The sequence below is a fragment of the Sphingomonas sp. 1F27F7B genome (genome assembly GCF_005503355.1).
In the GTDB taxonomy this organism is placed as follows: domain Bacteria; phylum Pseudomonadota; class Alphaproteobacteria; order Sphingomonadales; family Sphingomonadaceae; genus Sphingomonas.
This window is the reverse complement of the sequence record NZ_SCMK01000003.1, coordinates 59,596-86,574: the sequence shown is the minus strand read 5'-3', so window position 1 is coordinate 86,574 and position 26,979 is coordinate 59,596. Positions and strand designations below refer to the sequence as shown.

The 26,979-nt window shown below is 66.1% G+C and carries 23 protein-coding genes and 1 riboswitch; of the genes, 7 read left to right on the top strand and 16 right to left on the bottom strand.

Going from position 1 to position 26,979, the window contains the following annotated elements; genetic code table 11:
• Window positions 1-64 precede the first annotated feature (64 nt).
• The 3 genes from FFS08_RS03600 to FFS08_RS03590 all read left to right on the top strand — a co-directional run bounded on the left by FFS08_RS03600 (window position 65) and on the right by FFS08_RS03590 (window position 6,153).
• Window positions 65-2,890 carry a TonB-dependent receptor domain-containing protein gene (locus FFS08_RS03600; RefSeq protein ID WP_137863210.1) on the top strand — a complete coding sequence of 942 codons (2,826 nt, stop codon included), beginning with the start codon at window positions 65-67 and terminating at the stop codon, window positions 2,888-2,890.
• Between the two features lie 66 nt (window positions 2,891-2,956).
• Window positions 2,957-4,537, top strand: coding sequence for a M28 family metallopeptidase (locus FFS08_RS03595; protein ID WP_249341116.1), 1,581 nt, complete (start codon window positions 2,957-2,959; stop codon window positions 4,535-4,537).
• A 23-nt stretch (window positions 4,538-4,560) separates the two neighbouring features.
• Window positions 4,561-6,153 carry a long-chain-fatty-acid--CoA ligase gene (locus tag FFS08_RS03590; protein ID WP_249341117.1) on the top strand — a complete coding sequence of 531 codons (1,593 nt, stop codon included), beginning with the start codon at window positions 4,561-4,563 and terminating at the stop codon, window positions 6,151-6,153.
• An 18-nt stretch (window positions 6,154-6,171) separates the two neighbouring features.
• Here the strand turns inward: FFS08_RS03590 and FFS08_RS03585 are convergent, their stop codons facing one another.
• Together FFS08_RS03585 and FFS08_RS03580 are read right to left on the bottom strand one after the other, a co-directional pair.
• Window positions 6,172-7,554, bottom strand: a complete 1,383-nt coding sequence (locus tag FFS08_RS03585) for a sensor histidine kinase (RefSeq protein WP_137863211.1) — start codon at window positions 7,552-7,554, stop codon at window positions 6,172-6,174.
• Window positions 7,555-7,574: 20 nt separating this feature from the next.
• Window positions 7,575-8,246, bottom strand: coding sequence for a response regulator (locus tag FFS08_RS03580; protein ID WP_137863212.1), 672 nt, complete (start codon window positions 8,244-8,246; stop codon window positions 7,575-7,577).
• Between the two features lie 529 nt (window positions 8,247-8,775).
• Here FFS08_RS03580 and FFS08_RS03575 point away from each other — a divergent pair.
• Entirely contained in the window at window positions 8,776-9,024 is a 249-nt protein-coding gene (locus tag FFS08_RS03575) for a helix-turn-helix domain-containing protein (RefSeq protein WP_137863213.1), read from the top strand.
• A 20-nt stretch (window positions 9,025-9,044) separates the two neighbouring features.
• Here FFS08_RS03575 and FFS08_RS03570 read toward each other — a convergent pair whose 3' ends face one another.
• The 5 genes from FFS08_RS03570 to FFS08_RS03550 form a co-directional block, all read right to left on the bottom strand.
• The gene (locus FFS08_RS03570) at window positions 9,045-9,713 is read right to left on the bottom strand and encodes a hypothetical protein (RefSeq protein WP_137863214.1); all 669 of its coding nucleotides are present in this window, start codon (window positions 9,711-9,713) and stop codon (window positions 9,045-9,047) included.
• A 61-nt stretch (window positions 9,714-9,774) separates the two neighbouring features.
• Window positions 9,775-10,347: a hypothetical protein gene (locus FFS08_RS03565; RefSeq protein WP_249341118.1), complete on the bottom strand. Its 573-nt coding sequence runs from the start codon at window positions 10,345-10,347 to the stop codon at window positions 9,775-9,777.
• Window positions 10,348-10,582: 235 nt separating this feature from the next.
• Window positions 10,583-11,026 (bottom strand): dihydroneopterin aldolase, encoded by a 444-nt coding sequence (gene folB, locus FFS08_RS03560; RefSeq protein ID WP_249341119.1) that lies wholly within the window; start codon window positions 11,024-11,026, stop codon window positions 10,583-10,585.
• Complete coding sequence (gene metE, locus FFS08_RS03555; protein ID WP_137863216.1) at window positions 11,010-13,340, bottom strand: 5-methyltetrahydropteroyltriglutamate--homocysteine S-methyltransferase; 2,331 nt, start codon at window positions 13,338-13,340, stop codon at window positions 11,010-11,012. The genes folB and metE overlap by 17 nt, the downstream gene beginning before the upstream one ends.
• Before the next feature lie 134 nt (window positions 13,341-13,474).
• Window positions 13,475-13,708, bottom strand: a riboswitch (cobalamin riboswitch).
• A gap of 19 nt (window positions 13,709-13,727) precedes the next feature.
• Window positions 13,728-14,042, bottom strand: coding sequence for a hypothetical protein (locus tag FFS08_RS03550; RefSeq protein WP_249341120.1), 315 nt, complete (start codon window positions 14,040-14,042; stop codon window positions 13,728-13,730).
• Window positions 14,043-14,164: 122 nt separating this feature from the next.
• On the opposite strand from FFS08_RS03550, the gene FFS08_RS03545 reads away from it, so the two are divergent.
• Window positions 14,165-15,562, top strand: a complete 1,398-nt coding sequence (locus FFS08_RS03545) for a short-chain fatty acyl-CoA regulator family protein (protein ID WP_137863218.1) — start codon at window positions 14,165-14,167, stop codon at window positions 15,560-15,562.
• Between the two features lie 95 nt (window positions 15,563-15,657).
• Here FFS08_RS03545 and FFS08_RS03540 read toward each other — a convergent pair whose 3' ends face one another.
• Window positions 15,658-17,019: an aminotransferase-like domain-containing protein gene (locus FFS08_RS03540; RefSeq protein WP_137863219.1), complete on the bottom strand. Its 1,362-nt coding sequence runs from the start codon at window positions 17,017-17,019 to the stop codon at window positions 15,658-15,660.
• A gap of 162 nt (window positions 17,020-17,181) precedes the next feature.
• On the opposite strand from FFS08_RS03540, the gene FFS08_RS03535 reads away from it, so the two are divergent.
• On the top strand, window positions 17,182-18,042 hold the full coding sequence (locus FFS08_RS03535; RefSeq protein ID WP_137863220.1) for a DMT family transporter: 861 nt from the start codon (window positions 17,182-17,184) through the stop codon (window positions 18,040-18,042).
• A 76-nt stretch (window positions 18,043-18,118) separates the two neighbouring features.
• Here FFS08_RS03535 and FFS08_RS03530 read toward each other — a convergent pair whose 3' ends face one another.
• The 6 genes from FFS08_RS03530 to fucP are packed head-to-tail and all read right to left on the bottom strand — an operon-like array spanning window position 18,119 to window position 23,198.
• Entirely contained in the window at window positions 18,119-18,958 is an 840-nt protein-coding gene (locus FFS08_RS03530; RefSeq protein WP_137863221.1) for a fumarylacetoacetate hydrolase family protein, read from the bottom strand.
• A gap of 25 nt (window positions 18,959-18,983) precedes the next feature.
• Window positions 18,984-19,721 (bottom strand): SDR family oxidoreductase, encoded by a 738-nt coding sequence (locus tag FFS08_RS03525; RefSeq protein ID WP_137863222.1) that lies wholly within the window; start codon window positions 19,719-19,721, stop codon window positions 18,984-18,986.
• An 11-nt stretch (window positions 19,722-19,732) separates the two neighbouring features.
• Window positions 19,733-20,557 (bottom strand): amidohydrolase family protein, encoded by an 825-nt coding sequence (locus FFS08_RS03520; protein WP_137863223.1) that lies wholly within the window; start codon window positions 20,555-20,557, stop codon window positions 19,733-19,735.
• Window positions 20,558-21,583, bottom strand: a complete 1,026-nt coding sequence (locus FFS08_RS03515; RefSeq protein WP_137863224.1) for an aldo/keto reductase — start codon at window positions 21,581-21,583, stop codon at window positions 20,558-20,560. It lies immediately after the preceding gene.
• Complete coding sequence (locus tag FFS08_RS03510) at window positions 21,580-21,918, bottom strand: L-rhamnose mutarotase (protein ID WP_137863225.1); 339 nt, start codon at window positions 21,916-21,918, stop codon at window positions 21,580-21,582. The genes FFS08_RS03515 and FFS08_RS03510 overlap by 4 nt, the downstream gene beginning before the upstream one ends.
• On the bottom strand, window positions 21,915-23,198 hold the full coding sequence (fucP, locus tag FFS08_RS03505) for an L-fucose:H+ symporter permease (protein ID WP_137863226.1): 1,284 nt from the start codon (window positions 23,196-23,198) through the stop codon (window positions 21,915-21,917). The genes FFS08_RS03510 and fucP overlap by 4 nt, the downstream gene beginning before the upstream one ends.
• Before the next feature lie 100 nt (window positions 23,199-23,298).
• Between fucP and lldD the strand changes: the two genes are divergently transcribed.
• On the top strand, window positions 23,299-24,435 hold the full coding sequence (gene lldD, locus FFS08_RS03500) for an FMN-dependent L-lactate dehydrogenase LldD (RefSeq protein WP_137863227.1): 1,137 nt from the start codon (window positions 23,299-23,301) through the stop codon (window positions 24,433-24,435).
• Between the two features lie 22 nt (window positions 24,436-24,457).
• Here the strand turns inward: lldD and FFS08_RS03495 are convergent, their stop codons facing one another.
• A complete protein-coding gene (locus FFS08_RS03495) occupies window positions 24,458-25,753 on the bottom strand; it encodes an L-fuconate dehydratase (RefSeq protein ID WP_137863228.1) in 1,296 nt (431 codons plus the stop codon).
• A gap of 331 nt (window positions 25,754-26,084) precedes the next feature.
• On the bottom strand, window positions 26,085-26,966 hold the full coding sequence (locus FFS08_RS03490) for an IclR family transcriptional regulator (RefSeq protein ID WP_137863229.1): 882 nt from the start codon (window positions 26,964-26,966) through the stop codon (window positions 26,085-26,087).
• Window positions 26,967-26,979 lie beyond the last annotated feature (13 nt).

The following is a 26,979-nucleotide window of genomic DNA, read 5'->3' as shown; positions in this document are numbered from 1 at the left end:
GTCTGCGAGTGGAGAGGACGGGCAGACGACGATGGTCGCGCCCAAGACTGGAAAGGGGCGGTCCATGATCAGGCCGGTATTGTTCGCGTCGGCATGTTCGGCGGCGCTGATTGCGGTTCCCGCATATGCGCAATCCACGGCGGATGCTTCGGCGGAAGTCCAGGTGCGGGAGGACGCGGCCGCTACCGCTGGCGGCGACACCGCGACCAACATCGTGGTGACCGGCTCGCGTGCGATCAGGGACGGATCCCAGGCTCCGACGCCGGTCACGGTCATGGCGGCCGAGGACCTGGCCAAGGCCCAGCCCGGCCTTATCGGCGAGGCGCTCAATCAGCTTCCGTCGTTCCGCGGCTCGACCCGCCCGGCGGGGGCGTTCACCGGCGCAGTGGGGCCGCAGTCCGGCAGCTATCTCAATCTCCGCAATCTCGGCGTGCAGCGCACGCTGGTGCTGATCGACGGCCGCCGCGCGGCGCCGTCCTCGCGCGATGGCTCGACCGACATCAACCTGTTTCCGCAGGAACTGGTGAAGCGCGTCGACATCGTGACCGGCGGTGCCTCCGCCGCCTATGGCTCGGACGCCGTGGCCGGCGTCGTGAACTTCGTGCTCGATACGCGCTTCACCGGAATCCGGGCGAGCGCGCAGGCGGGCATCTCCGACAAGGGGGACGTCCCGACCTACAAGGCCAGCATCACCGCCGGTCAGTCCTTCGCCGAAGGGCGGGGCAGAGTCGTGGCCAGCGCCACCTATTTCGAGATGGGCGGCATCCAGAGCGTCGGTGATCGGGACTGGGGGCGGCGGGGCACCGGCTTCCTCAGCAATCCCGCCGTTCCCGGACAGCTGATCTTTCGAGACAACCTCCGGTCCTCGACTGCGTCTCCCGGCGGGCTGATCCTGAGCGGGCCGCTGGCGTTCCAGCAGTTCGCGCCGGACGGAACGCTCATTCCCTATTCGCGCGGATCGATGCAGTCGGGGTTGATCCAGGTCGGCGGCGACGGTGCCCAGGTGTTCAGCAACCTGTCGGCCGATGTCACGACCCGGAGCTATTTCGGGCACGCCGAGTTCGACGTTACTCCCTCGCTGACCCTCTACGCCCAGGGCAGCCTGGCGCTTGCGCGCAACCATTACAACCAGGCCCAGCAATTCAATCCCGGCGGCTTCAACGGCTTCACCATCTTCAGCGGCAACGCCTTCCTGAACCCGGCGGTCCAGCGAGTGCTGACCGACACGAATACGCCGGCGTTCGCGATGGGCCGCGTCAATTTCGACTTTGGCGAGCCGGCGAACGCGACGGCGCGGGCGCGCACGCTCGATCTCACCGGGGGCTTCCGCTTCGCCGGGCCGGACGGCCTCCAGATCGAAGGCTATTTCGAGCATGGCAGGAACCGCACGAACATCCGGACCTACAACAATGTCGCGCTCGAACGCCTCTATGCGGCGGCGGATGCGGTTCGCGATCCGTCCACCAACCAGATCGTCTGCCGCGTGACGCTGACCAATCCGGGCCTCTATCCGGGCTGCGTCCCGATCAATCTCTTCGGCGCGGGCGCACCGTCCCAGGCGGCGATAGGCTATGTCGAGGGAGCTTCGAGCTACACCGCCACTTTCACCCAGGACGTTGGCGACCTTTCGCTGCGGGCGCAGCCCTTCTCCACCTGGGCGGGGCCGGTCTCGATCGCGGCGGGCGGCCAGTATCGCCGGGTCGCGCTGCGGCAGGTGTCCGACGACATCGCGCAGAGCATCAACGACGCCACCGGCATCCGTGGCTTTCCGCCTGCCTATCAGAACCAGCCCGGCGGCTGGCTGCTCACCAACGTCTTCCCGGTGAAGGGCTCCTACCATCTCTGGGAAGTGTTCGGGGAAGTTGCGGTGCCGCTCGCCCGTGACCTGCCCTTGCTGCGCAAGCTCGATGTCAACGGCGCCGTGCGATACACCAACTACAGCACGAGCGGCGGCGTGACGACCTGGAAGGCCGGTGCGGTATGGGAGCCGGTGGCCGGGGCGCGGCTGCGGGGAACCGCCTCGCGCGACATCCGTGCGCCCAACGTGCCGGAGCTGTTCGCCGGGATCGTGCAGAACACCGGCTCGGTGATCGAGAACGGCGTCACCATTCCCATCGTCCAGGCAGCTCGAGGCAACCCGTCGCTGCAACCGGAGAAGGCCGACACCTACACTGCGGGCATCGTCCTCAGCCCCGCCTTCGCACCCGGGCTGACGCTGTCGGTCGATTATTATTCGATCGACATCGCCGGCATCATTTCGTCGCTCACGCCGCAGCTGACACTGAACCAGTGCCTTGCGGGTGCGGCGAGCCTCTGCGCCAACATCACGCGGAACACGGCGGGACAGATCACCCGGATCGAGTCGCCGACGCTGAACCTCAACCGGCTGGCGACGTCGGGCCTGGACATCGAGCTCAGCTACCGGCCGCGCGGACAGGTGCTGGGCGGTTCTGCCGACCTGCGGCTGATCGCCAGCTATCTCGACAAGCAGCGGCAGGACATCAGCAATGGCCCCTCGATCGATCGAGCCGGGGAAGTCGGCCTCAGCGCCAATCCGCGCTGGAGCGCCACCGCCGGCCTGAACTGGAAAAGCGGGCCGGTCGCGCTGTTCGTGCAGGAGCGGTTCATCGGCGCGGGAACCTATGACGTCACGCGCGCGGAGCCGAAGACCATCGAGAACAACCGCGTGAAATCGGTCTTCTACACCGATCTGACCGCGTCGGTGGAACTCAAGCAGGGCTACCGGTTCTTCCTGACCGTCAACAACCTGTTCGACCGCGACCCTCCGCTGGCGCCGGGCGGCACATTGTTCACCTTCATTCCCACCAATCCGTTGCTTTACGATGTGATCGGGCGCCAGTTCACGGCGGGCGTGAACATCAAGTTCTGAACGCGCGGGAGATCGCGCCATCGGCCGCGCTTCGACGCGGCCGGACATTAGCGGGAGACAGTTCGCATGGATGACCTATCGCTCATTTCCCGCCGCGGCGCGCTGCTCGCCGCCGCTTGCGCGCTGGCGAGCACGAGCGCCGCGGCGCGCACGCTGAGGGCTGGGCAGCGCCGCCGGGCACCGGTGCCGCTGCCGTCCGCGGCGGACATCCGGCGGGACTTTCAGGAGATGGTCGATTTCGGCCCCCGGCTTCCCGGCAATGCCAATCACATCGCGTTCGTCGAATGGATGGCCGGCCAGTTTCAGGACGCCGGCCTCACGCTCGGCCCCTGCGAAACCTACAGCTATCGGCGCTGGGATCCCAAGCGCGTCGGCCTGGACATATTGGACGGCGGCGCGCGCCGGCCCGTCGACAAGGTCACTTTCTTCGTGCGCTCGGTTCCCACTGGTCCGGGTGGGGTCACCGGGCCGCTGGTCTATGGCGGCACGCTGCGGCCGACCGGGCCGGAGGCTCTTCCGGACTTTCCCAAGGGCAGCATCCTCGTCTTCGACGGGCAGCTTCCACGGATGACGATGGGGAAGCTCACTCATCCGCATTTCGTTCATATGGGAGAGGAGGCGCCGGGGGTAGCGCTCGACACGCCCTATCACCGGCTGTGGACGACCCCGGCATTTCCGCTCGACGACCTTGCCGCGCGCGGCGCCGCCGGCGTCGCGATCATCATGGACGTCTCCTCGGCGATGATCGAGGGCAACTATTCGCCCCATGCCTCGCATTACCGGCCGAAGCTCCCGGCGCTCTTCGTCGGCCAGGACGCGGGCGAGGCGCTGCGCAGCGCGGCCAAGGCGGGCAAGACGGCGCATCTCACGCTCGATGCCGAATGGGCGACGGGCGAGGTTCCCCAGATCACGGCGATCCTGCCGGGCGAGAGCGACGAAGTGATGATCGTCGACACCCATACCGACGGCCAGAATTTCGTCGAGGAGAATGGCTGCATCACTCTGCTGCACCTCGCCCGCTACTTTGCGAGCCTTCCTCAGCGCGAGTGGCTGCGCAGAAGCGTGGTCTTCGCGGGCTGGCCCGGCCATATGACCGGCGAAATGCCGGAGGCGCCGGGCTGGGCGCTGGCGCATCCCGAACTCATGAAGCGGGCGGCGGCGGCGTTCACGATCGAACATCTGGGATCGAGCGAATGGCTGGACATTCCCGGCAAGGGCTATGGGCCGACCGGGCACAATGAATATATGAACTGCCCGACGACGGCCGGGCCGCTGACCGATCTCGTCATAGAGGGGATCAAGCGGCACGACCTGCTTCGGCACGGCGTCGAGCCTGGACCGGGGGTCACCACGGGAGTGGTGTTCCATGAGAGCGGCGTGCCGCACATGGCGCTCATCGGCGGCCCCAGCTATCTGCTGAGCATCGCGCGCAACGGCCATATGGACAAGCTGGATGCCGGGCTGGCCGCACGCCAGACGGCCATGCTCGCCGAGCTCATCCGCAAGGCGGACAAGGTTCCGATGGCGCAGCTCAAGGGCAGCGATCCCAGCCTCGGCGCGAAGCCGGTGACGGGAGTGGACACCAGCAAGCCCGGCATCTGCCGCCCGCGCAGCGGCAAGCCTTCGCGGCGCGCAAGCTCCAATTGATCACGATCGCCGCCGGAGAGTCCGTGAATAGCCCGAGAATCCTGACGACGCCTGCGGAAGGCGCCTATGCCTATCCGCTCCTCCTCCGCCACCTGCTCGCCAATGTGGCGCAGCAGACCTCGGCGGAGATCGTGAGCGGCCAATGGCGCTTCACCTATTCCGACCTGGCGGACCGGGTGAGCCGCCTGGCGGCGCTGCTCGCCGATCGCGGGGTGCGGCCCGGGGATACCGTTGCGGTCATGGACTGGGACAGCCATCGCTATCTCGAATGCTATTTCGCGATCCCGATGATGGGGGCGGTGCTGCAGACGGTGAACGTGCGGTTGTCGCCGGCGCAAATCGCGTACACCTTGCGGGAATCGGGCGCCTCCTTCGTCCTGCGCCACGCCGATTTCGGCCCGTTGTGCGGCGATATTCTGTCGGATCTTCCCGCGATCCGCGGTGTGATCCGGATGGAGGAGCGGCCGGAGCCGGGAAGCTATGAGGCGCTGATCGCGGCGACCGCGCCGACCTTCCGGTTCGAGGACTTCGACGAAAACGCGATCGCCACCACCTTCCACACCACCGGTACCACCGGCAACCCCAAGCAGGTGTTCTTCAGTCACCGGCAGCTGGTCCTCCACACCCTGGCGCTGGCGGCGACCCTGGCGAACCAGCCCGCTGGCCAGGGCCTGCGGCGCGGCGACGTCTACATGCCGATGACGCCGATGTTCCATGTCCATGCCTGGGGCCTGCCGTTCGTCGCGACCATGCTCGGGCTCAAGCAGGTTTATCCCGGGCGCTACGATCCGAAGCGCCTGCTGGCGCTGAAGCGGCGCGAGCAAGTGAACTTCTCGCATTGCGTGCCGACGATCCTGAGGATGCTCCTCGACGCGCGGGGCGACGGCGCGGAATCGCTGGGCCCCTGGACGGTGATCATCGGCGGATCCGCCCTTCCGCCGTCCCTGGCGGACGAAGCGTCGCGGGCGGGCCTGTCGACGCTCGTCGGCTTCGGGATGTCGGAGACCGGCCCCGTCGTCGCGCTGGCCCGTTCGCCCGGCAACGATACGGCGGAGCTCTGCCGCGCCGGCTTCCCGATACCGCTGGTCCATGCGCGGCTGGACCGGGAAGGGGGGAACGAACTGCTGCTTCGTGCGCCGTGGCTCACCCGGGGCTATGGCTCCCAGGCCGCTTCGGACGCGCTTTGGGAGGCAGGCTGGCTGCACACCGGAGACGTCGCCGCCATGGACGATGACGGGGCGATCCGGATCGTCGATCGCCTCAAGGACGTGATCAAGACCGGCGGCGAGTGGGTTTCGTCCATCGCCGTCGAGGAATTTCTGCTGGAGCTGCCTGGGGTGGCGGAAGCGGCGGTCGTCGGGATCTCCGATGGCAAATGGGGGGAGCGGCCGGTTGCCTTCGTCGTCGCGGCGGCGGGCGGGGATACGGCGGATCCCCAAATGCTGCGGGACGGCCTGATGCATCATGTGGCGGCAGGCCGTCTGAGCAAATACGCGATTCCGGAGCGGGTGCTCATCCTCGACGGTCTTCCCCGGACGAGCGTCGGCAAGGTGGACAAGAAGGCGCTTCGCGACCGCCTGACCATCGACATGGCAGCCGGGGAGGCGGGGGCCTGATCCCGGGTTCCGCAACGATCACCCCGCTAGCGGGGGCCGCCTTCCATTCAGATCCGCGATGTCGCGCATTCTGCGTGGCCTTGCCGGGGTGCTGGTGAAGGCAACGATGCCTGGGGCTGGCTCCGACGCTCGGAGTCTGACGACGCACCGCGTTCCATTGGGAGAGAGATTGTCGATCTCGAGCGAGCCGCCACAGGCGGCCATGATCCGTTCCACAATGGCCAGCCCCAGGCCGGCGCTGTCGGTTCGATTGGTTCCCTCTCTTCGATAGCGCTTGGTCTGGTCGGCCAGGATCTCGACGGCAAAGCCGGGGCCGTCGTCGGCCACGACCATGCTGCCGTCCTGCGCGACCTGGACCGAAACGGTGCAGCCCGCCGGCGTGTGGCGCACCGCATTGTCGATCAGGTTGGTCAATGCGATTTGTACCAGGCCGACGATTCCTTCGACCCAGGCGTGATCGCCCATGGGCGCCGCGAAATTGATATCGTGATCCCGGCGAAGCGCGAGCGGCGCCATCACGCTGGCCACTTCGCCGGCGAGCGCCACGGGATCGAAGGTCTCGAGCTTTCGATGGTGGCGATCCACTATCGCCAGGTCCATCAGCTGCTGGACCACCCGATTGGCGCGCTCGACTCCCAGCTGCGCGGACTCGCGTTCCGGAGAAGGATCGAGCGCTTCGAGGCGCAGAGAGATGAGTGCCAGCGGCGTACGCAATTCATGGGCGACATTGCCGATGAACTCGCTCTGGAAACGATAGCCCGCTTCCAGGCGGTCAAGCGCGCGATTGGTCGCATGGACGAGAGGGACCGCCTCCAGGGGCACGCTCTCGGGCTCCAGGCGGTGATCGATATGATCCAGCCCGATCGCATCGGCCTGGCGCGCCGTTCGCCGGAACCGGCCCGTCACACGGCCAAGGATGAGCAGCCCGATGATCAGCGAAGCGAACAAGGAGGCCGGAACAATCCAGGCAAAGCGCGCGAGGAATGTCGTGACTACATTGTCGACGATATGGGTGGGGTAGGTTCGATCCTGCGCAACGACGATCCACTCCTGGCGCCCGGCGCGCGATACCGGAAGAGTCAGCACGTCGTAGCGGCCATATTTGAAGAATATCGGCGTGTCGCCATGTTCGAGCTTGGCAATGGGGACCGGCAGCGGGCCCGAAGCGGATTTGAGGCCAAGGTCGCCGGCATCGGTGATGCCGAGGCTGCCTTGAAAGCTGGGGCCTCTTGCCTGCCACCTTGTAGGCCGGTCCGTCGCGATCGCCAGGGCCTCGCGCTGCAGCCTGTCCGAAACGAACTGATCCGCCGTGGTACTCAGGAGATAGCCGAGCAGCATCGGCAGGAAGACCGCCAGGAACAGCACGAGAATGACCTGGGACAGGAATAGCTGCCAGAACATCGATCGCGGGAAGCGAATTTTCACGAGCTCAGCAATATGTAGCCGATTCCGCGAACGGTCTTTAGCCTGACTCGTGCCGCGACGCCGTCCAATTTCCGTCGGATCCGGTGGATATATACTTCCACCGCATTCGACCCCAGCATATCGCCCGAGCCGAATAGCTGATCCTCGATGATGCGCTTGGAAAGAACATGGCCCGACCGCCGCATCAGCAACTCGAGCAACTCGGCCTCGCGCTCCGAGAAATCGGCGGGTTCGTTGCCCACTCTCACTTCGCGTGTCCGGGTGTCCAATGACAGGTCTCCCACGGCGAGGAGGCGCTCGACATAGCCGCCCTGCCGGCGGAGGACGGCGCAAATCCTCGCATGGAGTTCAGGAAAGAGGAATGGCTTGACGATATAGTCGTCGGCACCGCTCTCCAGTCCCTGGACGCGCATCTCACCCTCCCCGCGTGCGGTCAGCACGAGAATTGGTTCCATGCGTTTATACCCTCGCAGGCGGCGCAACAAGGCGAGGCCATTTTCGTCGGGGAGGCCCAGATCGAGGATAATCGCGGCGTAGTTGATGGTTTGGATCAGAAGCTCGGCATCGCCTGCGGTGCTGGCCAGATCGCAGCGCACGTCGCGCTTCGCAAATGCCGAAACCATCGCGTGGGCGAGTTCGGCATCGTCCTCGACGATCAGCAGCCGCATCTAGCGTGCTCCGTTGCAGTCAGGGGATGCCGGTGGCCGGGTTCCTTCTCGAACCCCGCGCATGCGAACCTGCCGTAGGAACCGTCAGTGAAGATGCCGGTGCGCGAGCGGACATTCGAGAGCGCGAGATCGATGCCTATATCGCGGCGCTCGATCATTGTTCTCGTCACTGAATTCATCTGTCCCATTACTGAACAAGATGGTACGCAGTTCATGATGGCCACTATCCTAGTGTCGCGCATCCTCAACAAGCGGCTTCGCATGTCGGCGAGGCCACTGCCGTCTCCGGGAAACTCCTTATCCGCATCGCCGTCGGATGCGGCGATGCCGTGGGAAACTCCACCATTCCGGCCATGTTCGGCGAAAATACGGGGCTTCCGCTGTGCGGATTTGAGACAGCGCCGGGCCTGCCTGCTTACGGCTGTAAGGTTGGAGTAAGCAGCCTCCCCCACGAGGGTCCCGCCGCGTCTCAGCATGACTTGCGTCCTGCGCAAGCGCCATGCGCGAGGCCAGTATCGGAGAATGCACCATGGAAGAACGAGCGCATTCCTATGACCACCTCACCCCGCGCGAACTGCAGGTGCTCGACCTTGCCGCCGGCGGTTTCTGTGCGAAGGAAATCGCCAGGCGGCTGGAGATCAGTCCAAAGACCGTGGATCGTCACGTAGAGAATATTCGCCTGAAGCTTCGCGCCCGCAACCGCGCCCATATGATCCAGTTGGCGTTCCGGTTCGGCCTCCAAGATCACCTCGACATTCCTTTCGTCATTGCTGGTTGAAACAACGCCTCTTGCCCGGTTCATTGCTGGGGCAGCGGCGGCGGCGGCGGAGTAACCACTCCCTTGGGTGCCTGTGGCGCGAAGCTGTTCGTGCGTGCCAGGCGAGCGGCCTCTTCGTGGATGGCGGCCTGTACCGCCGGATTGCTGAGGTCGACTGGCCCGGCATTCGGGTTCCCCGGGATCGCGCGGCTGTTCGCGACGAGCATGGCCATGGGAGCCTGGCGTCCCTCGGGCGTCCGATAGCGGCCGGGATCGGCGCCGGGGCAGGTGGTGCCGGTGGCCGCGAAGAACGCATCGGCGCTCTTGCGATCCTGGCACATGCGGGCGACGGCCACGTTGTCGAAGCCCATCGCATGCCATGCCGCGGCATCGGACCTGCGCGTGCATCCTTCGTCGCTGCGGCCGAAATTGAGGTTGATTCCGATCGGTCCGCCGGCAATGCCGCCGCCTGTTCCGATCAGGCAGGGATTGGCACCGGCGAAATAGCTGCCTTGAACGCTCGGAGTGGTCCACTCATGCCCGCTATAGGTGACGGTTTCGTGGGCCGGGGCCTCGCTGACCGGGCCGGTGATCGCCTCGACGGTCACCGCGCTATTGGTCGTGGCGGTATCCGACGTGTTCTGCTGGGCGTGGGCGGCTGTGGCGCTGACCATCAGGACGAGGGTCGCCGCGACTGCAAGGTGCTTCATGATCGAACTCCTGAATGGAAAGGGAGGCGGGACGGCGGCTGCCATCCCGCCTGTAAGTGCCTTATTCTACGGTCCAGCCGAGCGAGCCGAACCCGAACAGCACCGGTCCCGCCGCTCCTGCAGCGTTCCAGTCGATGCTCGCCGCATTCACATTGGTGGTGTTGGACGCATTGAAGTTGGCGGTGAACTTATAGTCGCCGGCGCTCTCGCCGAAGTTCATCACCTGCATGTTCAATGCGGCGTTCCCGTGCGTCAGGCCACCATAGACGCCGGCATTGTAGCTGTTGCTGGTGATCGATCCGACGCCCGAGGGGCTCACGCTGGAGCTGATCGAGGTGCCGGCGTCGCCAACGCCGCCGACCACCGCATAGCTGGTGCCGCCGGGCAGGCTGTTGATGTTCATCGTGCCGCCGAAACCGCTGCCGGACGATGCCGAGAGTTCGTTGTTGATGGTTCCGCTTACCCCGCTGGTGCTGGTGCTGCTCAGCGAGTCCGTATTGATGCCGCCGTTGGTGAAGCCGCCGACACCGATGCCGATTCCGCCGCCGATGTTGCCGGAGCCCGAGGATTGGGCAAGGGCCGGAGCGGCCGTGAGCACCGCCAAGGCAGCGGCGCCGATTGCAATAATCTTCATCATACATCTCCTACCGTCCCAGCGGTTGCTGGTGGCAGGATTAGGACATGCGGCGATCCTTACAGCTATCCGGCGGAACCCATCCGACCCCTTCCGATGTATGGCGGCCCAACGCGCTAGGCCGTGGGGAATTTTCAGTGGGAGATCGGTCGTGCGGAAGGCCGACCCTGGAAGAAATACCCGTCTCTACAGTAAGATGGCAGAGGGGAGCTGGCTGGATTGGCGCCCGTCGGGTTCATCGGGATCGGGTACGATGGCGCAACCGGGTGATGCCGACATCGGCGAAGGTGCCGCCGATCGGGGCTTCGGGCTTGTGGACGGTGAGCTGCAGCGTGACGATCCGCGGAAAGCGCTCGAACAAGGCGGCGATCAGCCGGTCTGCCAAGGTCTCGATCAGCGCCCAGGGCTCGCCGCCGACGACCTCGCACACGCGATCGTGGAGCTGCTTGTAGCAAAGCGTGGCGTCGAGCCGGTCGGTCGCGACTGCCTCGCTGGTATCCAGCCACCAATCCACGTCGATGACGAAGCGCTGGCCGGCGCGGCGCTCGAAATCGAACACGCCGTGCCGGCCCTGCACCTCCACGCCGTGCAGGAACATGCGGTCCGGCACGGCGGGTTCGGAAGCGCCGGGGCGCGGCGCGGCGCGCCCCGGGCTCGTCAGGTCAGGCGAGGGCAGCACGCGCCGCCTTGGCCGCCTCGACCATGTTGATGAGCGCCGGCTTCACGTCTTCCCATTTGCGGGTCTTGAGGCCGCAATCCGGATTGACCCAGAGCTGCTCGACGGACAGGCGCTCGCCCGCCTTGAGGAGCAGGCCTTCCATCTCCTCGGTCGACGGGATGCGTGGCGAGTGGATGTCGTACACGCCCGGCCCGATCTCGTTCGGGTATTTGTAGTCCACGAACGCGTCGAGCAGTTCCATCTTCGAACGCGAAGTCTCGATCGAGATCACGTCGGCATCCATCGCGCCGATCGAGTCGATGATCTCGTTGAACTCCGAATAGCACATGTGGGTGTGGATCTGGGTCTGGGGCTGGACGCCCGAGGCGGAGATGCGGAAGCTTTCCACTGCCCAGTCGAGATAGCGCTGCTGGTCGGCCTTGCGCAGCGGCAGGCCCTCGCGAAGAGCAGCCTCGTCGATCTGGATGACCTTGCAGCCGGCGCGCTCAAGGTCGACCACTTCGTCGCGGATCGCGAGTGCGATCTGGCGGCAGCTCTCCTCGCGGGTCTGGTCGTCACGGACGAAGGACCAGTTGAGGATGGTCACCGGGCCGGTGAGCATGCCCTTCATTGGCCTGGTCGCGACGCTCTGTGCGTACTGCCACCACTCGACGGTCATGGGACGGGGACGCGAGACATCGCCATAGATGATCGGCGGACGGACGCAGCGCGAGCCATAGCTCTGCACCCAGCCGGCCCGGCTAAACGCGAAGCCGGCGAGCTGTTCGCCGAAATACTGGACCATGTCGTTGCGCTCAAACTCGCCGTGGACCAGCACGTCGATGCCGATCTCTTCCTGCCACTGCACCGTGCGGGCAGTCTCCTCGCGGAGGAACTGCTCATAGGCCTCGGTGGCCAGCTCGCCCTTGTCATGCGCCGAGCGGGCCTTGCGGACTTCGGCGGTCTGCGGGAACGAGCCGATCGTGGTGGTCGGCAGCGGCGGCAGGTTGAGATGGGCCTGCTGCAGCTTGATGCGCTCGGCGAACGGCGTGACGCGGCGCGTCCAGTTCTCGGTGACGCCAGCGACGCGGCTGCGCACCTTGGCATCGTTGGTCAGCGGCGAGCTGCGGCGGGATTCGATCGCGGCGGCATTGTCGGCCAGTGCGGCGGCGACGTTGTCTCGGCCCGAGTTCAGCGCCTTGCTGAGCACCGCCAGCTCGCCGAGCTTCTGGGTCGCGAAGGCGAGCCAGTTCTTCACTTCCGGATCGAGCCTGGTCTCGAGCTCGAGGTCGACCGGCGTGTGGAGCAGCGAGCAGGACGGCGCGACCTGCACTTCACGCTTCGCCGCGGCGCCTTCGACGGTGTCCAGCACCTTGGCGAGATCGGCCTTCCAGATGTTGCGGCCGTCGATAACGCCGAGCGAGAGGACCAGTTCCTCACGCGCGCCGGCGACGACGGCATCGAGCTGCTCCGGGGCGCGGACCAGATCGACGTGCAGGCCGGCGACCGGCAGTGCCAGCGCGGTTTCGAGATTGTCGCCCAGCGCGCCGAAATAGGTGGCGAGCATCAGCTTGATGCCCGGGACCTTGGCCAGCTCGGCATAGGCGGTCTTGCAGGCCGCGCGAGCCGCATCGTTGAGGTCGAGCACCAGTGCCGGCTCGTCGATCTGCACCCAGTCGGCGCCCGCCGCAGCGAGCTTGCCGAGCAGCTCGGCATAGACGGGGAGCAGGGTGGGGAGCAGCGAGAGTGTGTCGAAGCCTTCGACCTTGGACTTGGCGAGCAGCAGCCAGGTGACCGGGCCCAGGATCACCGGGCGCGTGTGATGGCCGAGCGCCTTGGCTTCCTTGAAGTGATCGACCGGCTTGGTCGTCGAAAGCGCGAACGCCTGGCCCGGCACCACCTCGGGGACCATGTAATGATAGTTGGTGTCGAACCACTTGGTCATTTCCTGCGCGGGCACGTCAGTGCCGGCGCCATGACCATGGGTGCAGCCTTCCTCCGCTGCGGGCACGGCGCCCTTGGTCTGACGGCCGCGGGCCATCGCGAAATAGACGTCGAGCGAGTCGGCCGCGCCGATCGCCCGATAGATTTCCGGGATCGCGCCGAGCATCACGCTGGTGTCGAGCACCTGGTCGTAGAAGGAGAAATCGTTGCTCGGGATCACTTCGATCCCGGCCGCCTTCTGGCGGTCCCAGGTCGCGGCGCGCAGCGACCTGGCGGTGTCGAGCAGGGCGGCCTGGTCGATCTTGCCGGCCCAATAGGCTTCGGTGGCGGTCTTCAGCTCACGGCGCGGGCCGATGCGGGGAAAACCCAGATTGGCGGCGGAAACAGTCATCATGGACTCCTGGTCTGCCGGACGAGTGGACCAGGATAGAGCGCGCAAGGGCACGACCGGCCGCGAGCCCGGACAAGCGGACGCGCGGCGCTTCGGCGCCTGGCGCGATCCACCGGAGGAACCCCCGTCCGAGGAACGTTATCGCGTCGGAGGCAGGTCTCCTGGCTCACGGGTCGTCACGTCGGTCCCGGCCTTCCCGGTGCTCGCGAAAGCACCAGTGGCACGATTATGGGACCACCGCTCGCCGCTTACAGTTGCGGGGGCAGCGCCGGATTCCACCCCTGCGGATGTCACCGGCTTCCCGTCTTAGCCCCGTCGCCCCAAGCCTTTCGGATCGCGGAACGGGGAACCTCGACACGTGCTCAATCGCGCTTTTCACGCGCTGGGTCAAGCATCATATAAAGATATCTTTATGTCGTTATGGCAAATCGACGCGCTGGGCACTGCAAATGTCGAGAAGGTGAACCGGCCGGAGGCGACCATGCATTCGCGGCCGCTTTCGTCGCGTGCCGTCGCCGTCACCACGACGGCGAGGCCCTCGTCGTCCCTGCGCACGCACCAGGTCTCGAAGCGCAGCCCTTCGATCTCTTCGCGGATCTCGATGTCGCTGCAGCGACGCAGCACGACCGGCGTGCCGAGCGCGGCGCGCGCACGAACCGTGGCGGCATCCAGGACGCGGTTGAGCAGGTCTGCACCTTGCATATGCGGGCTTGCGAGCATATTCGCATAATCCGCAAACGGCGCGCCGCTGGAAGTACTGAAAGAGCAAATGCCTGTGAAGGCGGGTTTGCGAATTAGCAAATTTTGCGAAGATCGGACGAGCTATGCGCAAGGCTTATATGGGAGTGCGGTTGCGGCGGCTGCGCGAGGAGCGCGGACTGAAGCAGGTGGAACTCGCGCAGGCGCTCGGCATCTCGCCCAGCTATCTCAACCAGCTCGAGCAGAACCAGCGCCCGCTCACCGTCGCGATCCTGCTCAAGCTCAACGCGGTGTTCGGGATCGACGTCCAGCTGTTCTCCGAGGATGAGGAAGCGCGGCTGATCACCGACATGCGCGACGCGATCGCCGATGGCGGGGAGAGCGTATCGGTTGCGGAACTGCGTGAGCTGGCCGCGAACATGCCGGCGGTCGGTCGCACGCTGGTCGCGCTGCACCGCCGATACCGCGACGCGGTCGAGCGCGGCGACGCGATGGCGGCCGAGCTCGGCGACAGCTGGATCGCCGGCGGAAAGGCGCGCCAGCCCTTCGAACAGGTGCGCGACTTCTTCTATGCCCGGCACAACCATGTCGAGCTGCTCGACGAGGCCGCCGAGCGGATCCACCGCGACGCCCAGCTCGCGCCGGGCACCATCCATGCCGGCATCGCTGCTTGGCTGAAGCGCAAGCATGGCGTCGAGACTGTGCTGGACGATACTGCGGTGCAGCGGCGCTTCGATCCCGGCGCGAAGATCCTTCGCCTCTCCGGTGCGCTGGCGCCCGGACAACAGGCGTTCCAGATGGCGACGCAGCTTGCCTTTCTCGAACTGGGGGAGGTGATCGGCAGGCTCACCGACAATGCGATCCTCGTCGATCCGGAAGCGCGCCGGCTGGCCCGTGTCGGCCTCGCCAACTATTTCGCCGGCGCGTTGATCCTGCCCTATGGCGCATTCCTCAACGCCGCCGAGGTCGAGCATTACGACATCGAGCGGCTGGCCCGACGCTATGGGGTCGGTTTCGAGACCATCTGCCATCGCCTGTCGACATTGCAGCGCCCCGGCGCCCGCGGCGTGCCGTTCTTCTTCGTGCGCGTCGACCGGGCCGGGAATATCTCCAAGCGCCAGTCCGCGACCGATTTCCACTTCTCGCGCGTCGGCGGCAGCTGCCCCCTCTGGAAAGTCTATGAGGCGTTCGCCCAGCCCAATCGGGTGCTGCGCCAGATCGCCCAGATGCCGGACGGACGGACCTATCTCTGGATCGCGAAGGCAGTGACGAGCAATGGTGGCCGGTTCGGCGACCCGGGCAAGACCTTTGCGATCGGCCTGGGTTGCGACATTCGCCATGCCGGCAAGCTGGTCTATGCACGCGGCCTCGACATCGCCGATCCGAGCGCCGCCACGCCGATCGGCGCCGGGTGCAAGGTGTGTGAGCGGCACGCCTGTCCGCAGCGCGCCTTTCCGTCGATCGGCCGCACGGTGAGGATCGACGAAAATATCGCGGCGCCCGTGCCCTATCCCGTCGCCTGAGGAACGCCCCGGCCGGCGCCGCCCGCGGGGGCGACCGGTTCGGGCCGGCAGGCGTGCGAGAGCCCGTTCCGGCCGGTTGCGGATTCCTTGCCGCCTCAGGGCTTCCCCGACATGGCGAGGCGCAGGGCCCGATAGACCCGGTCGTCTTCCATTTGGGCCACATTGAAGCGGAGAAACGGAGCCGCGGATTGCGAGATGCTGAACACGTTGCCGGGCGCGAGTATCACGCCGTCGTCCATGCAGCGCCGGGCGATATCGGCCGAATCCAGTTGCTCGGGCAGGCGGCACCACAGATAGAAGCCGCCGCGCGGCATCGTCCATGGAACCATGCCGAGGTCTGCCAGGCGATCGACCGCCCGGTCGCGTGAACGCGCAAGGCGCTGCCGCAGTTCGGCGATATGCTTGCGATAGCTTCCGCCCGCCAGGACATCCGCAATCAATTCGGTGGCCATGGGGCTGGGGCCTCCGAAGCTCGTCGCCACCTGGAGGTCGACCAACCCGTCGATCCATTCGGCGCGGGCGGCGATATAGCCGCAGCGCGCGGATGCGGAGATCGTCTTGGAGAAGCTGCCGATCCGGATGACGCGATCGAGCCCGTCGAGAATGGCGAGGCGAGGCGAGGGGGACGGTTCGAACTCGGCGAGGATATCATCTTCAACGATCACCAGGTCATGGGCGGCCGCGATGCGCAGCAATCGATGCGCGGTCTGGGGTGACATGCTTGCGCCGGTGGGGTTATGCAGCGCGGAATTGGTGATGTAGAGCCGCGGCCGATGCGCGTGCAGCGCCCCCTCGAATGCGGCGATATCCGGGCCCGACCGCGTATGGGGGATGCCGACGATCTCGACGCGATGCGCGCGAAGGAGTGCCTGGAAGTTGAAATAGCCCGGGTCATCGATCAGCACCGTGTCGCCGGGATGGAGCAGATAGCGGCAGATCAGATCGATCGCCTGGGTGCCGGATCCGGTCAGGAGCAGCTGATCCGTGCGGGCTTCGATGCCTTCGTCCGCGAAGCGGCCGGCGAGGAGCCGGCGCAGCTTCGGCGATCCGCGCGTGCTGCCATAGTCGGACAATATCGATGCATCGGCGCGGGCGAGCGAGCGCAGCCCGCGCCGGAATGCCGCATTCGGCATCCAGTCGGCAGGAAGCCAGCCGCACCCCGGCATCGCCATCGTCCCGTCCGCGTCGAGCGACTGGCGCGACACCCAGAACGGGTCGACTGCACGGTCGCGCCGCGGCCCGATCTCGCCCACGGACAAGGGCGGCATGTTCGTACCGGTCACATAGAAACCCGAACCGCGGCGCGCCTTGATCACGCCTTCCGCCGCCAGCCGGTCATAGGCCTCGACGACAGTGGAGGGGGATACGCCCATCGTTTCGGCGAATGCGCGCACGGACGGCAGCCGATCGCCGGTCGCGAGCGCGCGGCCGGCGATCCTGCCGCGGATCGCATCCATCAATTCCTCGGTGCGCGTGCCAACGCCCCCATGTCGCTTCAATCGCCTGGTCCACGCATGTGTATGGGGAAATTCAGCCATACAGTTTCCGTATATCGTATGGTATTGTTCCTGTCACGGCCAGGGCGAGGCGTCCTATCCCGATCGCGAAAGCGAGGAGTGATGGAACGAACTACCGCCGGCTGGGGAAGCGGACTCCTGGGGGTCGTCATCTTCAGCGGATCATTGCCGGCGACCCGCGTGGCAGTTGCCGAGTTCACGCCGCTATTCGTGACTTCGGGGCGCGCAGCCATAGCGGCGCTGCTGGGGGGCGTCTTCCTGCTGGGGCTGCGTCAGGATGTGCCGGCGCGCGGCGACCTCGTGCCCCTGATCATTGTCGCGATCGGCGTGGTCGTCGGCTTCCCCCTCCTGACCGGGTTCGCGCTCCAGCATATCACTGCGGCGCATTCGGTGGTGTTCATCGGCCTGCTGCCGCTGTCCACCGCGATCTTCGGGGTTCTGCGGGGCGGCGAGCGACCAAGGCGCGTCTTCTGGATCTTTTCCTCGATCGGCGCCGCGACGGTGGCGGGCTTCGCGTTCCATCATGGCGGCGGCGGATCGATGGCCGGCGACCTGCTGATGATCGCGGCGATCCTGTTGTGCGGCCTCGGCTATGCCGAGGGGGCAACGCTTTCGCGGCGCCTTGGCGGCTGGCAGGTCATCAGTTGGGCATTGCTGCTTTCGCTGCCGTTAATGGCAGTGATCGCGCTTGCCACGATGCCCGCGAGCTTCACGGACATTGGCTGGCGCGCCTGGGCGGGGTTCGGCTATGTCTCGATATTCTCGATGATGCTGGGCTTCGTCTTCTGGTATCGCGGCCTCGCGCTCGGCGGCATCGCGGGCGTTGGTCAGCTCCAGTTGCTGCAACCGTTCTTCGGCCTGTCGCTCGCGGGCCTCCTGCTCGGCGAGCCGGTTGCCTGGACGATGATCGCGTCGACCGTGATCGTCATTCTCTGCGTGGCGGGGGCCAAGCGCTTCGCCTGACTTTGGCGGTGGCTCGTGCGTGCGGTCCGGGCCGTGTCCGAACGGACAGCGGCCCGGAGGCGATTTCCTGCACCGGCTAGGCGTCGATGACGTGCTGATGCTGCTCGCCCAGGCCCGCGATCCCGAGCGAGACCGTATCGCCCTTGTCGAGCCACACATTGGGAGTCTGGCCGAGCCCGACCCCCGGGGGCGTGCCCGTGGTGACGATGTCGCCCGGCTGCAGGCTCATGAAGCGGCTCAGATAGGAGAGGATGAAGGGCGGCCGGAAGATCATCGTCGAAGTCGAGCCGTCCTGGAATCGCTTCCCGTTGACGTCCAGCCACATGTGCAGATTGTCGAGGTCGTCGATCTCGTCCGGCGTCACCAGCCAGGGACCGATCGGGCCGAAGCTGTCGCAGCCCTTTCCCTTGTCCCATTGCGAGGATTGCAGCTGGAAGGCGCGCTCGGAGACGTCGTTGCAGACGAAATAGCCGGCGATCGCCGCCTCGGCCTCCGCCTCGTCGACATAGCGGCAGTCGCGTCCGACGACGAATGCCAGCTCGACTTCCCAATCGAGCTTGGTCGATCCCCGGGGCTTCAGGATCGGGTCGTTCGGTCCGGAGAGCGCGCTGGTCGCCTTCATGAACACGATGGGCTCGTCCGGAATGGCGGCGCCGGTTTCCGCGGCGTGATCGGCATAGTTGAGGCCGATGCAGACGAACTTGCCCGGGCGTGCGACGCAGGGGCCGAGCCGCGGTGTTCCCTCGACCAGGGGCAGGCTCGCCGGATCGAGCGTGCGCAGCCGGGCAAGGCCTTCGGGCGTGACCGTGGCGGCGTCGATATCAGGGACAATCGCGCTCAGGTCGCGGATGTCGCCCGCGGCATCGAGAAGACCGGGCCTCTCGTTGCCGATCGGGCCGAAACGCAGCAATTTCATGTGCAAAGCTCCTTCGGATGCGCGATCAGTTGGTCCAGCCCCCATCGATCACATGGATCTGGCCCGTCGTGAAGTTGGCCTCTTGCGAGGCGAGATAGAGTGCCAGGGCGGCGACTTCGGAAGCCAGGCCGAGTCTGGCCATTGGCTGGCGCGCGACAAATGCGGCCAGCGCCGCCTCATAATCCCCCGTCGCGCGCAGGCGCTCATGCAGGGACGGGGTTTCGATGGTGCCCGGGCAAATCGCGTTGCAGCGGATGCCATGGCCGACGAAATCCGCCGCCACTGCCTTGGTCAGGCCGATGACCCCAGCCTTGGTGACGCCATAGGCGAAGCGATTGGGGACGCCCTTGATCGAACTGGCCACCGAGGACATGTTGATGATGCTGCCGTCGCCCCGCGCGATCATGGCGGGCAATGCGGCGCGAACGATCCGATACATGCTCGTGAGGTTGAGATCATGGGCCAGCGCCCATTCGTCCGGCGTGCAATCGAGGATCGTTCCGGCCGGTACCGAGCCCGCGCAATTGAACAGGATGTCGAGCGGGCCGGCACGATCGAGGGCCTCGGCGATAGAGTCTCCATCGCGAACGTCCAGCCGCGCGGTTTCGCAGCCGGCAATACCGGACAGGCCCTCCAGATTCACGTCTGTCGCCCATACGACGGCGCCTTCGGCGGCGAAGAGCTCCGCCGTTGCGCGGCCAATTCCTTGCGCCGCGGCGGTCACGAGCGCGGTCTTCCCTGCCAGCCGGCCAGGCTTCGTCATCCTTGTCTCCGTCAGATTCGATAGATGCGTGCCGCGTTGGCACCCAGAATGGCCGCGCGCGCGGCGCTGCCGAGCGGCGCGAGCAGCGCGTGCGAGATGGCGAGCCAGTCGGCATAGGTGCCCGCCGTGGTCAGCACCGGCCAGTCGCTTCCCCACAATATCCGGCCGGCACCGAACCGGTGCACCACATGATCGAAATAGGGAGCGAGGACGGTTGCATCGGCGCCCGCGGGGGCTTCGGCGAGCAGCCCGGAAAGCTTGACCGTCACATTGGGCGCGTCGGACAGGGCGGAGATCGCGTCCAGCCATTCGCTGCCGGGGGCATCGCCGATCGGCGGCTTGCCGAAGTGATCGAGCACGATCGAGAGATCGGGATGGCGTGTCGCGAGAACCCGGATCGCGGGCAGTTGCGCCGCCCGGACGAGAGCGTCGAAAACGATGCCATGGCGCGCCATTGCCCGAAGGGCCGGGCGGACCGCGTCGCCCAGGATCCAAGCGGGATCGTCCAGATCCTGGAGCATGGGGCGCAGCCCGAGCAGTTTCGGCCTTCCCGCCAGCGTCGCGATGCGGGCCGGCGCGTCGCCGGCCGCCAGGTCGGTCCAACCGACGACGCCGGCGATCCAGGAGTGCCGGCCGGCATGGGCGAGCAGGAATTCCGTCTCCGCCGCGCTTGGGGCCGCCTGGACGAGGATCGCGGCGTCGATGCCATGCGTCGCCAGGAGAGGGGCGAATTCCTGCGGTTCATAGTCCCGGTAGAGGATGCCCGCAGCGGGAGTCAGCCAACCATAGTCGCCGCGTGCCGGCCGCCAGAGGTGGAAGTGGGAATCGATGCGCATCTAGCGATCCGCCGGAACGGGCGCGTCTTCGGCGATCAGGCCATCGTCGCGAAGCGCCTGCCAGAATTGCGACGGGATGCGTATCTGGTGGAGCCTGATCGTCTCCTCGACCTGGGCTGGAGCGCCGAGGCCCAGGATCACGCTCGCGACGGCGGGATGGGCCAACGGGAATTGCAGCGCCGCGGCCGCGAGCGGGATCTGAAAGTCCCGGCAACGCACCTCGATCCGGGCAACGCGGGCCACCACATCCGCCGGCGCTTCGCCATAGTCGTAGCGCAGCTCTCTTCCCGGCAAGGTGCCGGTTGCGAGAATGCCCGAATTATAGGCGCCGCCGATCACGACCCCGACCTGCCGATCGAGACAAAGCGGCAGGAACTGGTCCAGCGCACCCTGTTCGAGCAGCGTGTAGCGGCCGGCGAGCAGCATCACGTCGCAGTCAGCGTACCTCAGCGCGTCGAGACCGGCCTGCCATTCATTCGCCCCGATGCCGAAGCCGGCAATGGCACCTTCGCCGCGCAGGCGCTGCAATGCCTCGAAGCCCCGTCCCTGGGTCAATTGCTCGAAATAATGCGCATTGCGCGCGCCGTGCGTTCGCGTGCCGATGTCATGGACGAAGAGCAGGTCGACCCTTGCCAGGCCCAGCCGCTGCAGGCTGTCCTCGTGGGAACGCAATATGCCATCATATGTATAGTCATAATGGCCCGCAAAGGGCAGGGCGGATCGGAAGCCCTGCCGTTCGGCATCGCCCCGGAGCGTGGAATCCGCGCGCAGCAATCGTCCCACCTTGGTGGACAGCACGATGCCCGGCCGCTCGCGCAGCGCGTCGCCGGTTCGCCGCTCGCTCAGACCATGGCCATAATGCGGCGCCGTATCGACATAGTTCATCCCCGCCGTCAGCGCGCGCTCGAGCGTGGTCCCGGCCTGGAGATCGCTGATCGGATGATAGAGATTGCCGAGCGGCGCCGCGCCAAATCCGATCTCGCTGACTTCGATCTTGGCACGGGGAATGGTCCGACCTGGAATCATGGCGCGGGATGCTCGCCGAGCGCGAAGATCCGCGTCATCGGCAGCCATTTCGGGCCGTTCGGCGCGATCGGTCGCTGATAGGCGTCCATCTCGGCTTCCCATTGCGCCACGATCGGCTGGAGATCGGGATCGAAGGGAGCCAGGCCGCTGGGCACGATTTCAGCGAGCATGACCAGGCGATCGGCGACACGCCAGATCTCCATGTCGCGATATCCGCGCTGTCGGATGGCGCGAATGACTTCTGGCCAAACGGAGCCGGGCGTGTGGCGTGCCTCATAGGCGGAGATCAGCTCCGGATCATTTTCCAGATCGAGCACGAACACGGCGCGAGTCATGCGGCACGCCCTTCGCGGAGGCGCAGCACGGCAAAGGCCAGCACGCCGACAAAGGCGAGCATGGGGACGAACATCATATGGTGAACGCCGCCAATTCCCTCGGAAACGAAGCCCATCAGGGGAGGCACCAGCGCACCGCCGATGATCGCCATGACCAGGAAGGCCGCCCCGCTCTCGGTTTCGTCGTCCAGCCCCTCGACGCCGAGCGCGAAGATCGTCGGGAACATGATCGACATGAAGAAGCTGGTGAGCCAGAGCGCGCCGACTGCGGGCATGCCGGTGGCGATCGAAGCGAAGCCGCACAGTGCTATGTTCGCGGCGGCATAGATCGCGAGCAGCCGCGCCGGGGCGATCCGCTGCTGCAGGAATGCGCCGCTGAAGCGGCCGATCATCAGCATCGCCAGGCTCCCGGAGAGCAGGAACGCGGCGGCGCGCTCGCTCAACTGCGGGGCCTGTGTCTTGGCGAAGTCGATGAAGAAGCTCCACACGCCGACCTGGGCTCCCACATAGAGGAAGAGCGCAGCGATGGCCGCGAGCAGGCCGCGGTGGCGAAGCACGGCGAACATGGAGCGGCCGCCGCCGGGAATCGCGGTCGCGCGATCGAGAGCCGGGAAGCGCGTGCAGGCTATCAGCAGCGCGAGAAGGCAGACCACGATGCCGATCGCGACATAGGGGCCCTGCACTGCGGCCGCCGCCGCGGACCGCCATGCCGCGCGTTCGGCCGGCGCCATCGCGGCGATCTGCGCCTGGGTCCGTTCGTCCGTCGAGAAGATGAACAGCCCGCCGACGATCGGACCGATGATGGCGCCGATGCCGTAGAAGGACTGGGCCAGGTTCAGCCGCGCGGACGCCGTCTCCCGTGCGCCGAGGATCGTCACATAGGGATTGGACGCGGTTTCGAGAAAGGCGAGCCCGATCGCGATCACGTACAGAGCGATCAGGAACATGCCGAATTGCTCGGTGGACGCTGCGGGATAGAAGAGAAACGCGCCGCCAGCATAACAGCCCAGGCCGATCAGGATCGTGTTCTTGTACCCCAGGCGGCGGATGAGCAGGCCCGCGGGAACGGCGGCGCAGAAATATCCGATATAGAATGCGAACTGGATCAGACTCGCTTCCGTGCGGGTGAGGTCCAGCGCCTTCTGGAACTGCCGGATGAGCACGTCGTTGAGCGCTGCCGCCAATGCCCAGGAAAAGAAAAGCGAAGTGACGAGCGCGAACGCGACCGCATAACGGCGCTCGATGATCGGCGGTGCGGCAAGGAATGCGCGACTGGCCATCTCAGATTTTCTCCCCCCGGATGCAGAGCGGAATATGCTCTTTTAGAATTGCGTATTTAAAATACAAATTCATAGAGAAAAACAAAACCAGGATAGCCCCATGATCGCGACCTCGACCAGTGACTTTCGCCTGGCCGCGCAGCGGCGGTTGCCCCGTTTCCTGTTCGACTATGTCGATGGCGGGGCCGGGGCGGAAACGACATTGCGGCGCAACGAAGCCGATCTGGAAGCACTGGCGATTCGTCAGCGGGTGCTTCGGGAAGTGGAGGATGTCGATCTGTCCTGCACCTTGTTCTCGCAACGGCTGTCGCTGCCGATCGCGCTGGGGCCGGTTGGATTGACGGGCATGTACGCGCGTCGCGGCGAAGTGCAGGCCGTGCGCGCGGCAGCGGCTCGAAACATACCCTTCTGCCTCTCCACGGTCTCGGTCTGCGCACTGGACGAGGTGGTTGCGGCATCATCGAGACCGATCTGGTTCCAGCTCTATGTCATTCGGGACCGCGGCTTTATGCGGGACCTGCTTTGCCGCGCCAAGGCGCAAGGCGCGTCCGCACTGGTGTTCACGGTCGACATGCCCGTTCCGGGGATGCGGCGCCGGGATGCGCATAGTGGCCTCTCCGGGGCAGGGAGCGGAATGCGGCGACTCGTGCAGGCGGCGGGGCGACCCGGCTGGGCATGGGACGTCGGCGTGCGCGGACGGCCGCACATCCTCGGCAACGTCGCCCCGGTACTCGGCAAGACGAGCGGGCTGGAGGACTTCATGGGCTGGCTCGCCGCGAATTTCGATCCCGCCGTCCAGTGGCGCGACCTGGAATGGATCCGCGAGACCTGGGACGGTCCCCTGATCGTCAAGGGCATCCTTGACCCCGAAGACGCCAGGGATGCGGCGCGGTTCGGGGCCGATGGCATCGTCGTCTCCAACCATGGCGGGCGCCAGCTCGACGGCGCCGTTTCGACTGCGCGGGCCTTGCCGTCGGTGGCGGGAGCGGTCGGGGATCGGCTCACCGTGCTGGCCGATTCCGGCATACGGTCCGGCGCCGATGTCGTGCGCATGCTCGCGCTGGGCGCCCAAGGGGTGTTGCTGGGGCGCGCATGGGCCTATGCCCTGGCAGCGGCGGGCGAGGCCGGCGTGGTGCGTCTGCTCGACCTCTTTGCGGCGGAGATGCGGGTCACGCTCGCCCTGGCGGGTGCCCGCACGCTTGCGGAGGTCGACACATCGCTGCTGGACATGCGCTAGGGTCCGGGCGGCGACCCGCGGCTCACGCCGCCTGCCCGCGATCCGGCGCATACCGGTACCGGGCGAGCGTTTCGGGCTTCATCTCGATCGAGAATCCCGGCCTTTCCGGGGGCATGTAGGCGGCCGACCGGATCACGCAGGGATCGACGAAATGCTCGTGCAGGTGATCGACATATTCGATCACACGGCCCTCACGCGTGCCGGCGAAGCAGAGATAGTCGATCATCGCGAGATGCTGGACATATTCGCACAGTCCGACACCGCCTGCATGCGGCCAGACGGGCAGGTCGTATTTCGCGGCCATCAGGAGCACGGCCAGGACTTCGTTGACACCGCCCAGGCGACAGGCGTCGATCTGCACCACGTCGATGGCATAGCTCATGATGAACTGTTTGAAGAGAATGCGATTCTGGCACATCTCGCCGGTCGCGACCTTGATAGGGGCGATGCCGGCACGAATATGGACGTGCCCGAGCACGTCGTCCGGGCTGGTCGGCTCCTCGATGAACAGGGGTTTCGCAAAGGCCAGGGCATTGACCCAGTCGATTGCCTGCTCGACTTCCCAGACTTGGTTGGCGTCGATCATCAGCACGCCCTCGGCGCCAAGCACCTCGCGCGCGATCGCGACACGCCGTACATCGTCCGCCAGATCGACGCCGACCTTGAGCTTGATGTGGCGGAAGCCCGCATCGACGGCTTCCTGCGCCAGGCGGCGCAGCTTGTCGTCGTCATAGCCCAGCCAGCCGGCCGACGTGGTGTAGCAGGGATATCCTTCCGCCTGGAGCTGCGCAATCCGCTTCTCCTTGTCGGCGGCGCGCGCTTCCAGAAGCGCCAATGCCTCTTCCGGGGTGATGCAATCGGTGATGTATCGGAAGTCGATCGCCCGCACGAGCTCGGCTGGCGACATGTCCGCGACCAGGCGCCAGACCGGCTTGCGTTCGGCCTTCGCCCAGAGATCCCAGACCGCGTTCACGATCGCTCCCGTCGCGAGATGGATGGCGCCCTTGTCGGGGCCGATCCAGCGCAACTGGCTGTCGCCCGTGATGTGCCGCCAGAAAGCAGCCGGCTCGGCGCGGATCGCATCGAGCGAGCGGCCGACTATCAAGGGACGCAATGCTTCGATCGCCGCGACGCAGATCTCGTTGCCGCGACCGATGGTGAAGGTGAGGCCATGGCCGGTGAGGCCGGGCGTGCTCGTTTCCAGGATCACATAGGCCGCGGAATAGTCCGGATCCGGGTTCATCGCATCCGAGCCGTCTAGGGCAAGGCTGGTAGGAAATCTGATGTCCAGCACGCGCAGGCCGGTGATCACGGTCATTGGTTGGTTTTCTCCGTGACGGGGGAGATCAGGTGTCGAGCACTGCGTCCTCTCATATTGGACCATATTGATTTTGTATATGGAAATATAATTTTTAGATAAAATTACGGTTGTCCATGGCCGTGATGCCCGCTGGCGGAACAACCGCCGGCACCGCCCCAGGGGGCGTTCGACGACCAAAGCCGGATATTCTGCCCGGGTTCTCGATCCATGGTGGCGAAGGGCGAGCCGGCCAGGACGCGCATGTCCCCGGCGAGGGGCGATGCTGGGGCCACTCGCTAGAACGGAATTCGGAGATGCGCCTTCATACGCGGCATCGCGCCGCGCAGGCCTAGCCAGCCTTGCGGCTCCTGCGTGGACGCTTCGGTTCGGGCACGGAGAGGCTCGGTACCACCGGCGCTTCTTCCCGGTCATACCAGCCCAGGACGGTCGATATATCGAGCGCAGTGGCCTTCAGCAGCGCCAGCGTCTCTTCGACCGACAGATGCGGGGCATCGTCGATCGCGGCCAGGAAGGGAATGGTGAGCGCCGCAACCACCTGGCCGCTGAAACCGAAGATCGGGCAGGAGAGGTCCGATACGCCGGCCAGGCGCGAGCTCGCGATGGATTCATATCCCTGCGCGCGCACCGTCGCCAATCGCTGGGCGAGCTTGCGCGACGGCGCCTCGCCAAGCACTTCCGGCCGGCTGGCCTCGTCCGTGAACGCCAGCAGCACATGGCCCGAGCAGCTGGTCTCCAGCGCGACTTCGGTGCCGAGGCGAACCGCGAACCCGGTCGGACCCGGGCTCTCCTGGCGCGCGACGATCAGGCCGCGTCCGCTATTGACGACCACGAGATGGCAGGACTGCATCGTTGCCGCGGCAAGCGCGCGCATCCGGGACGCGGCTACATAAGTGAGCTCCTGCGCGGGCGTCGCGCGATGCGCCAGCTCGAGCAGCTTGTAGGTGACCCGATACCGGTCGCTCGCGGCATCCTTGTGCAGCCACCCCCGGCGGTCCAGGGCGACGACCACGCGAAACAGCTCGCTCACCGAACGCCCGAGCCGCTGGGATATTTCGGTGATCGTCAGCCCGAACGGCTCGTTTCCGAGCAGCTCGATCACGTCGATGCCCTTCTCCAGCGCAGGCGCGCTATAGTTGGGCGCGGCAGCCTCCCCGTTCGTTCCGGTTCTCCTGGTGACGGGCTTGGTCTGCGATGCTGGCTTCGGCGGCATCGGCCAAGGCTAG

Coding starts and splice junctions, on each gene's coding strand:
- FFS08_RS03520 (WP_137863223.1), bottom strand. CDS start 20,557: ATGCGCATCGATTCCCACTTCCACCTCTGGCGGCCGGCACGCGGCGAC.
- FFS08_RS03600 (WP_137863210.1), top strand. CDS start 65: ATGATCAGGCCGGTATTGTTCGCGTCGGCATGTTCGGCGGCGCTGATT.
- FFS08_RS03510 (WP_137863225.1), bottom strand. CDS start 21,918: ATGACTCGCGCCGTGTTCGTGCTCGATCTGGAAAATGATCCGGAGCTG.
- FFS08_RS03540 (WP_137863219.1), bottom strand. CDS start 17,019: ATGGATGCGATCCGCGGCAGGATCGCCGGCCGCGCGCTCGCGACCGGC.
- metE (WP_137863216.1), bottom strand. CDS start 13,340: ATGACTGTTTCCGCCGCCAATCTGGGTTTTCCCCGCATCGGCCCGCGC.
- FFS08_RS03545 (WP_137863218.1), top strand. CDS start 14,165: ATGCGCAAGGCTTATATGGGAGTGCGGTTGCGGCGGCTGCGCGAGGAG.
- fucP (WP_137863226.1), bottom strand. CDS start 23,198: ATGGCCAGTCGCGCATTCCTTGCCGCACCGCCGATCATCGAGCGCCGT.
- FFS08_RS03575 (WP_137863213.1), top strand. CDS start 8,776: ATGGAAGAACGAGCGCATTCCTATGACCACCTCACCCCGCGCGAACTG.
- FFS08_RS03585 (WP_137863211.1), bottom strand. CDS start 7,554: ATGTTCTGGCAGCTATTCCTGTCCCAGGTCATTCTCGTGCTGTTCCTG.
- FFS08_RS03515 (WP_137863224.1), bottom strand. CDS start 21,583: ATGATTCCAGGTCGGACCATTCCCCGTGCCAAGATCGAAGTCAGCGAG.
- FFS08_RS03565 (WP_249341118.1), bottom strand. CDS start 10,347: ATGAAGATTATTGCAATCGGCGCCGCTGCCTTGGCGGTGCTCACGGCC.
- FFS08_RS03490 (WP_137863229.1), bottom strand. CDS start 26,966: ATGCCGCCGAAGCCAGCATCGCAGACCAAGCCCGTCACCAGGAGAACC.
- lldD (WP_137863227.1), top strand. CDS start 23,299: ATGATCGCGACCTCGACCAGTGACTTTCGCCTGGCCGCGCAGCGGCGG.
- FFS08_RS03495 (WP_137863228.1), bottom strand. CDS start 25,753: ATGACCGTGATCACCGGCCTGCGCGTGCTGGACATCAGATTTCCTACC.
- FFS08_RS03595 (WP_249341116.1), top strand. CDS start 2,957: ATGGATGACCTATCGCTCATTTCCCGCCGCGGCGCGCTGCTCGCCGCC.
- FFS08_RS03530 (WP_137863221.1), bottom strand. CDS start 18,958: ATGAAATTGCTGCGTTTCGGCCCGATCGGCAACGAGAGGCCCGGTCTT.
- FFS08_RS03535 (WP_137863220.1), top strand. CDS start 17,182: ATGGAACGAACTACCGCCGGCTGGGGAAGCGGACTCCTGGGGGTCGTC.
- FFS08_RS03525 (WP_137863222.1), bottom strand. CDS start 19,721: ATGACGAAGCCTGGCCGGCTGGCAGGGAAGACCGCGCTCGTGACCGCC.
- FFS08_RS03570 (WP_137863214.1), bottom strand. CDS start 9,713: ATGAAGCACCTTGCAGTCGCGGCGACCCTCGTCCTGATGGTCAGCGCC.
- FFS08_RS03550 (WP_249341120.1), bottom strand. CDS start 14,042: ATGCAAGGTGCAGACCTGCTCAACCGCGTCCTGGATGCCGCCACGGTT.
- FFS08_RS03580 (WP_137863212.1), bottom strand. CDS start 8,246: ATGCGGCTGCTGATCGTCGAGGACGATGCCGAACTCGCCCACGCGATG.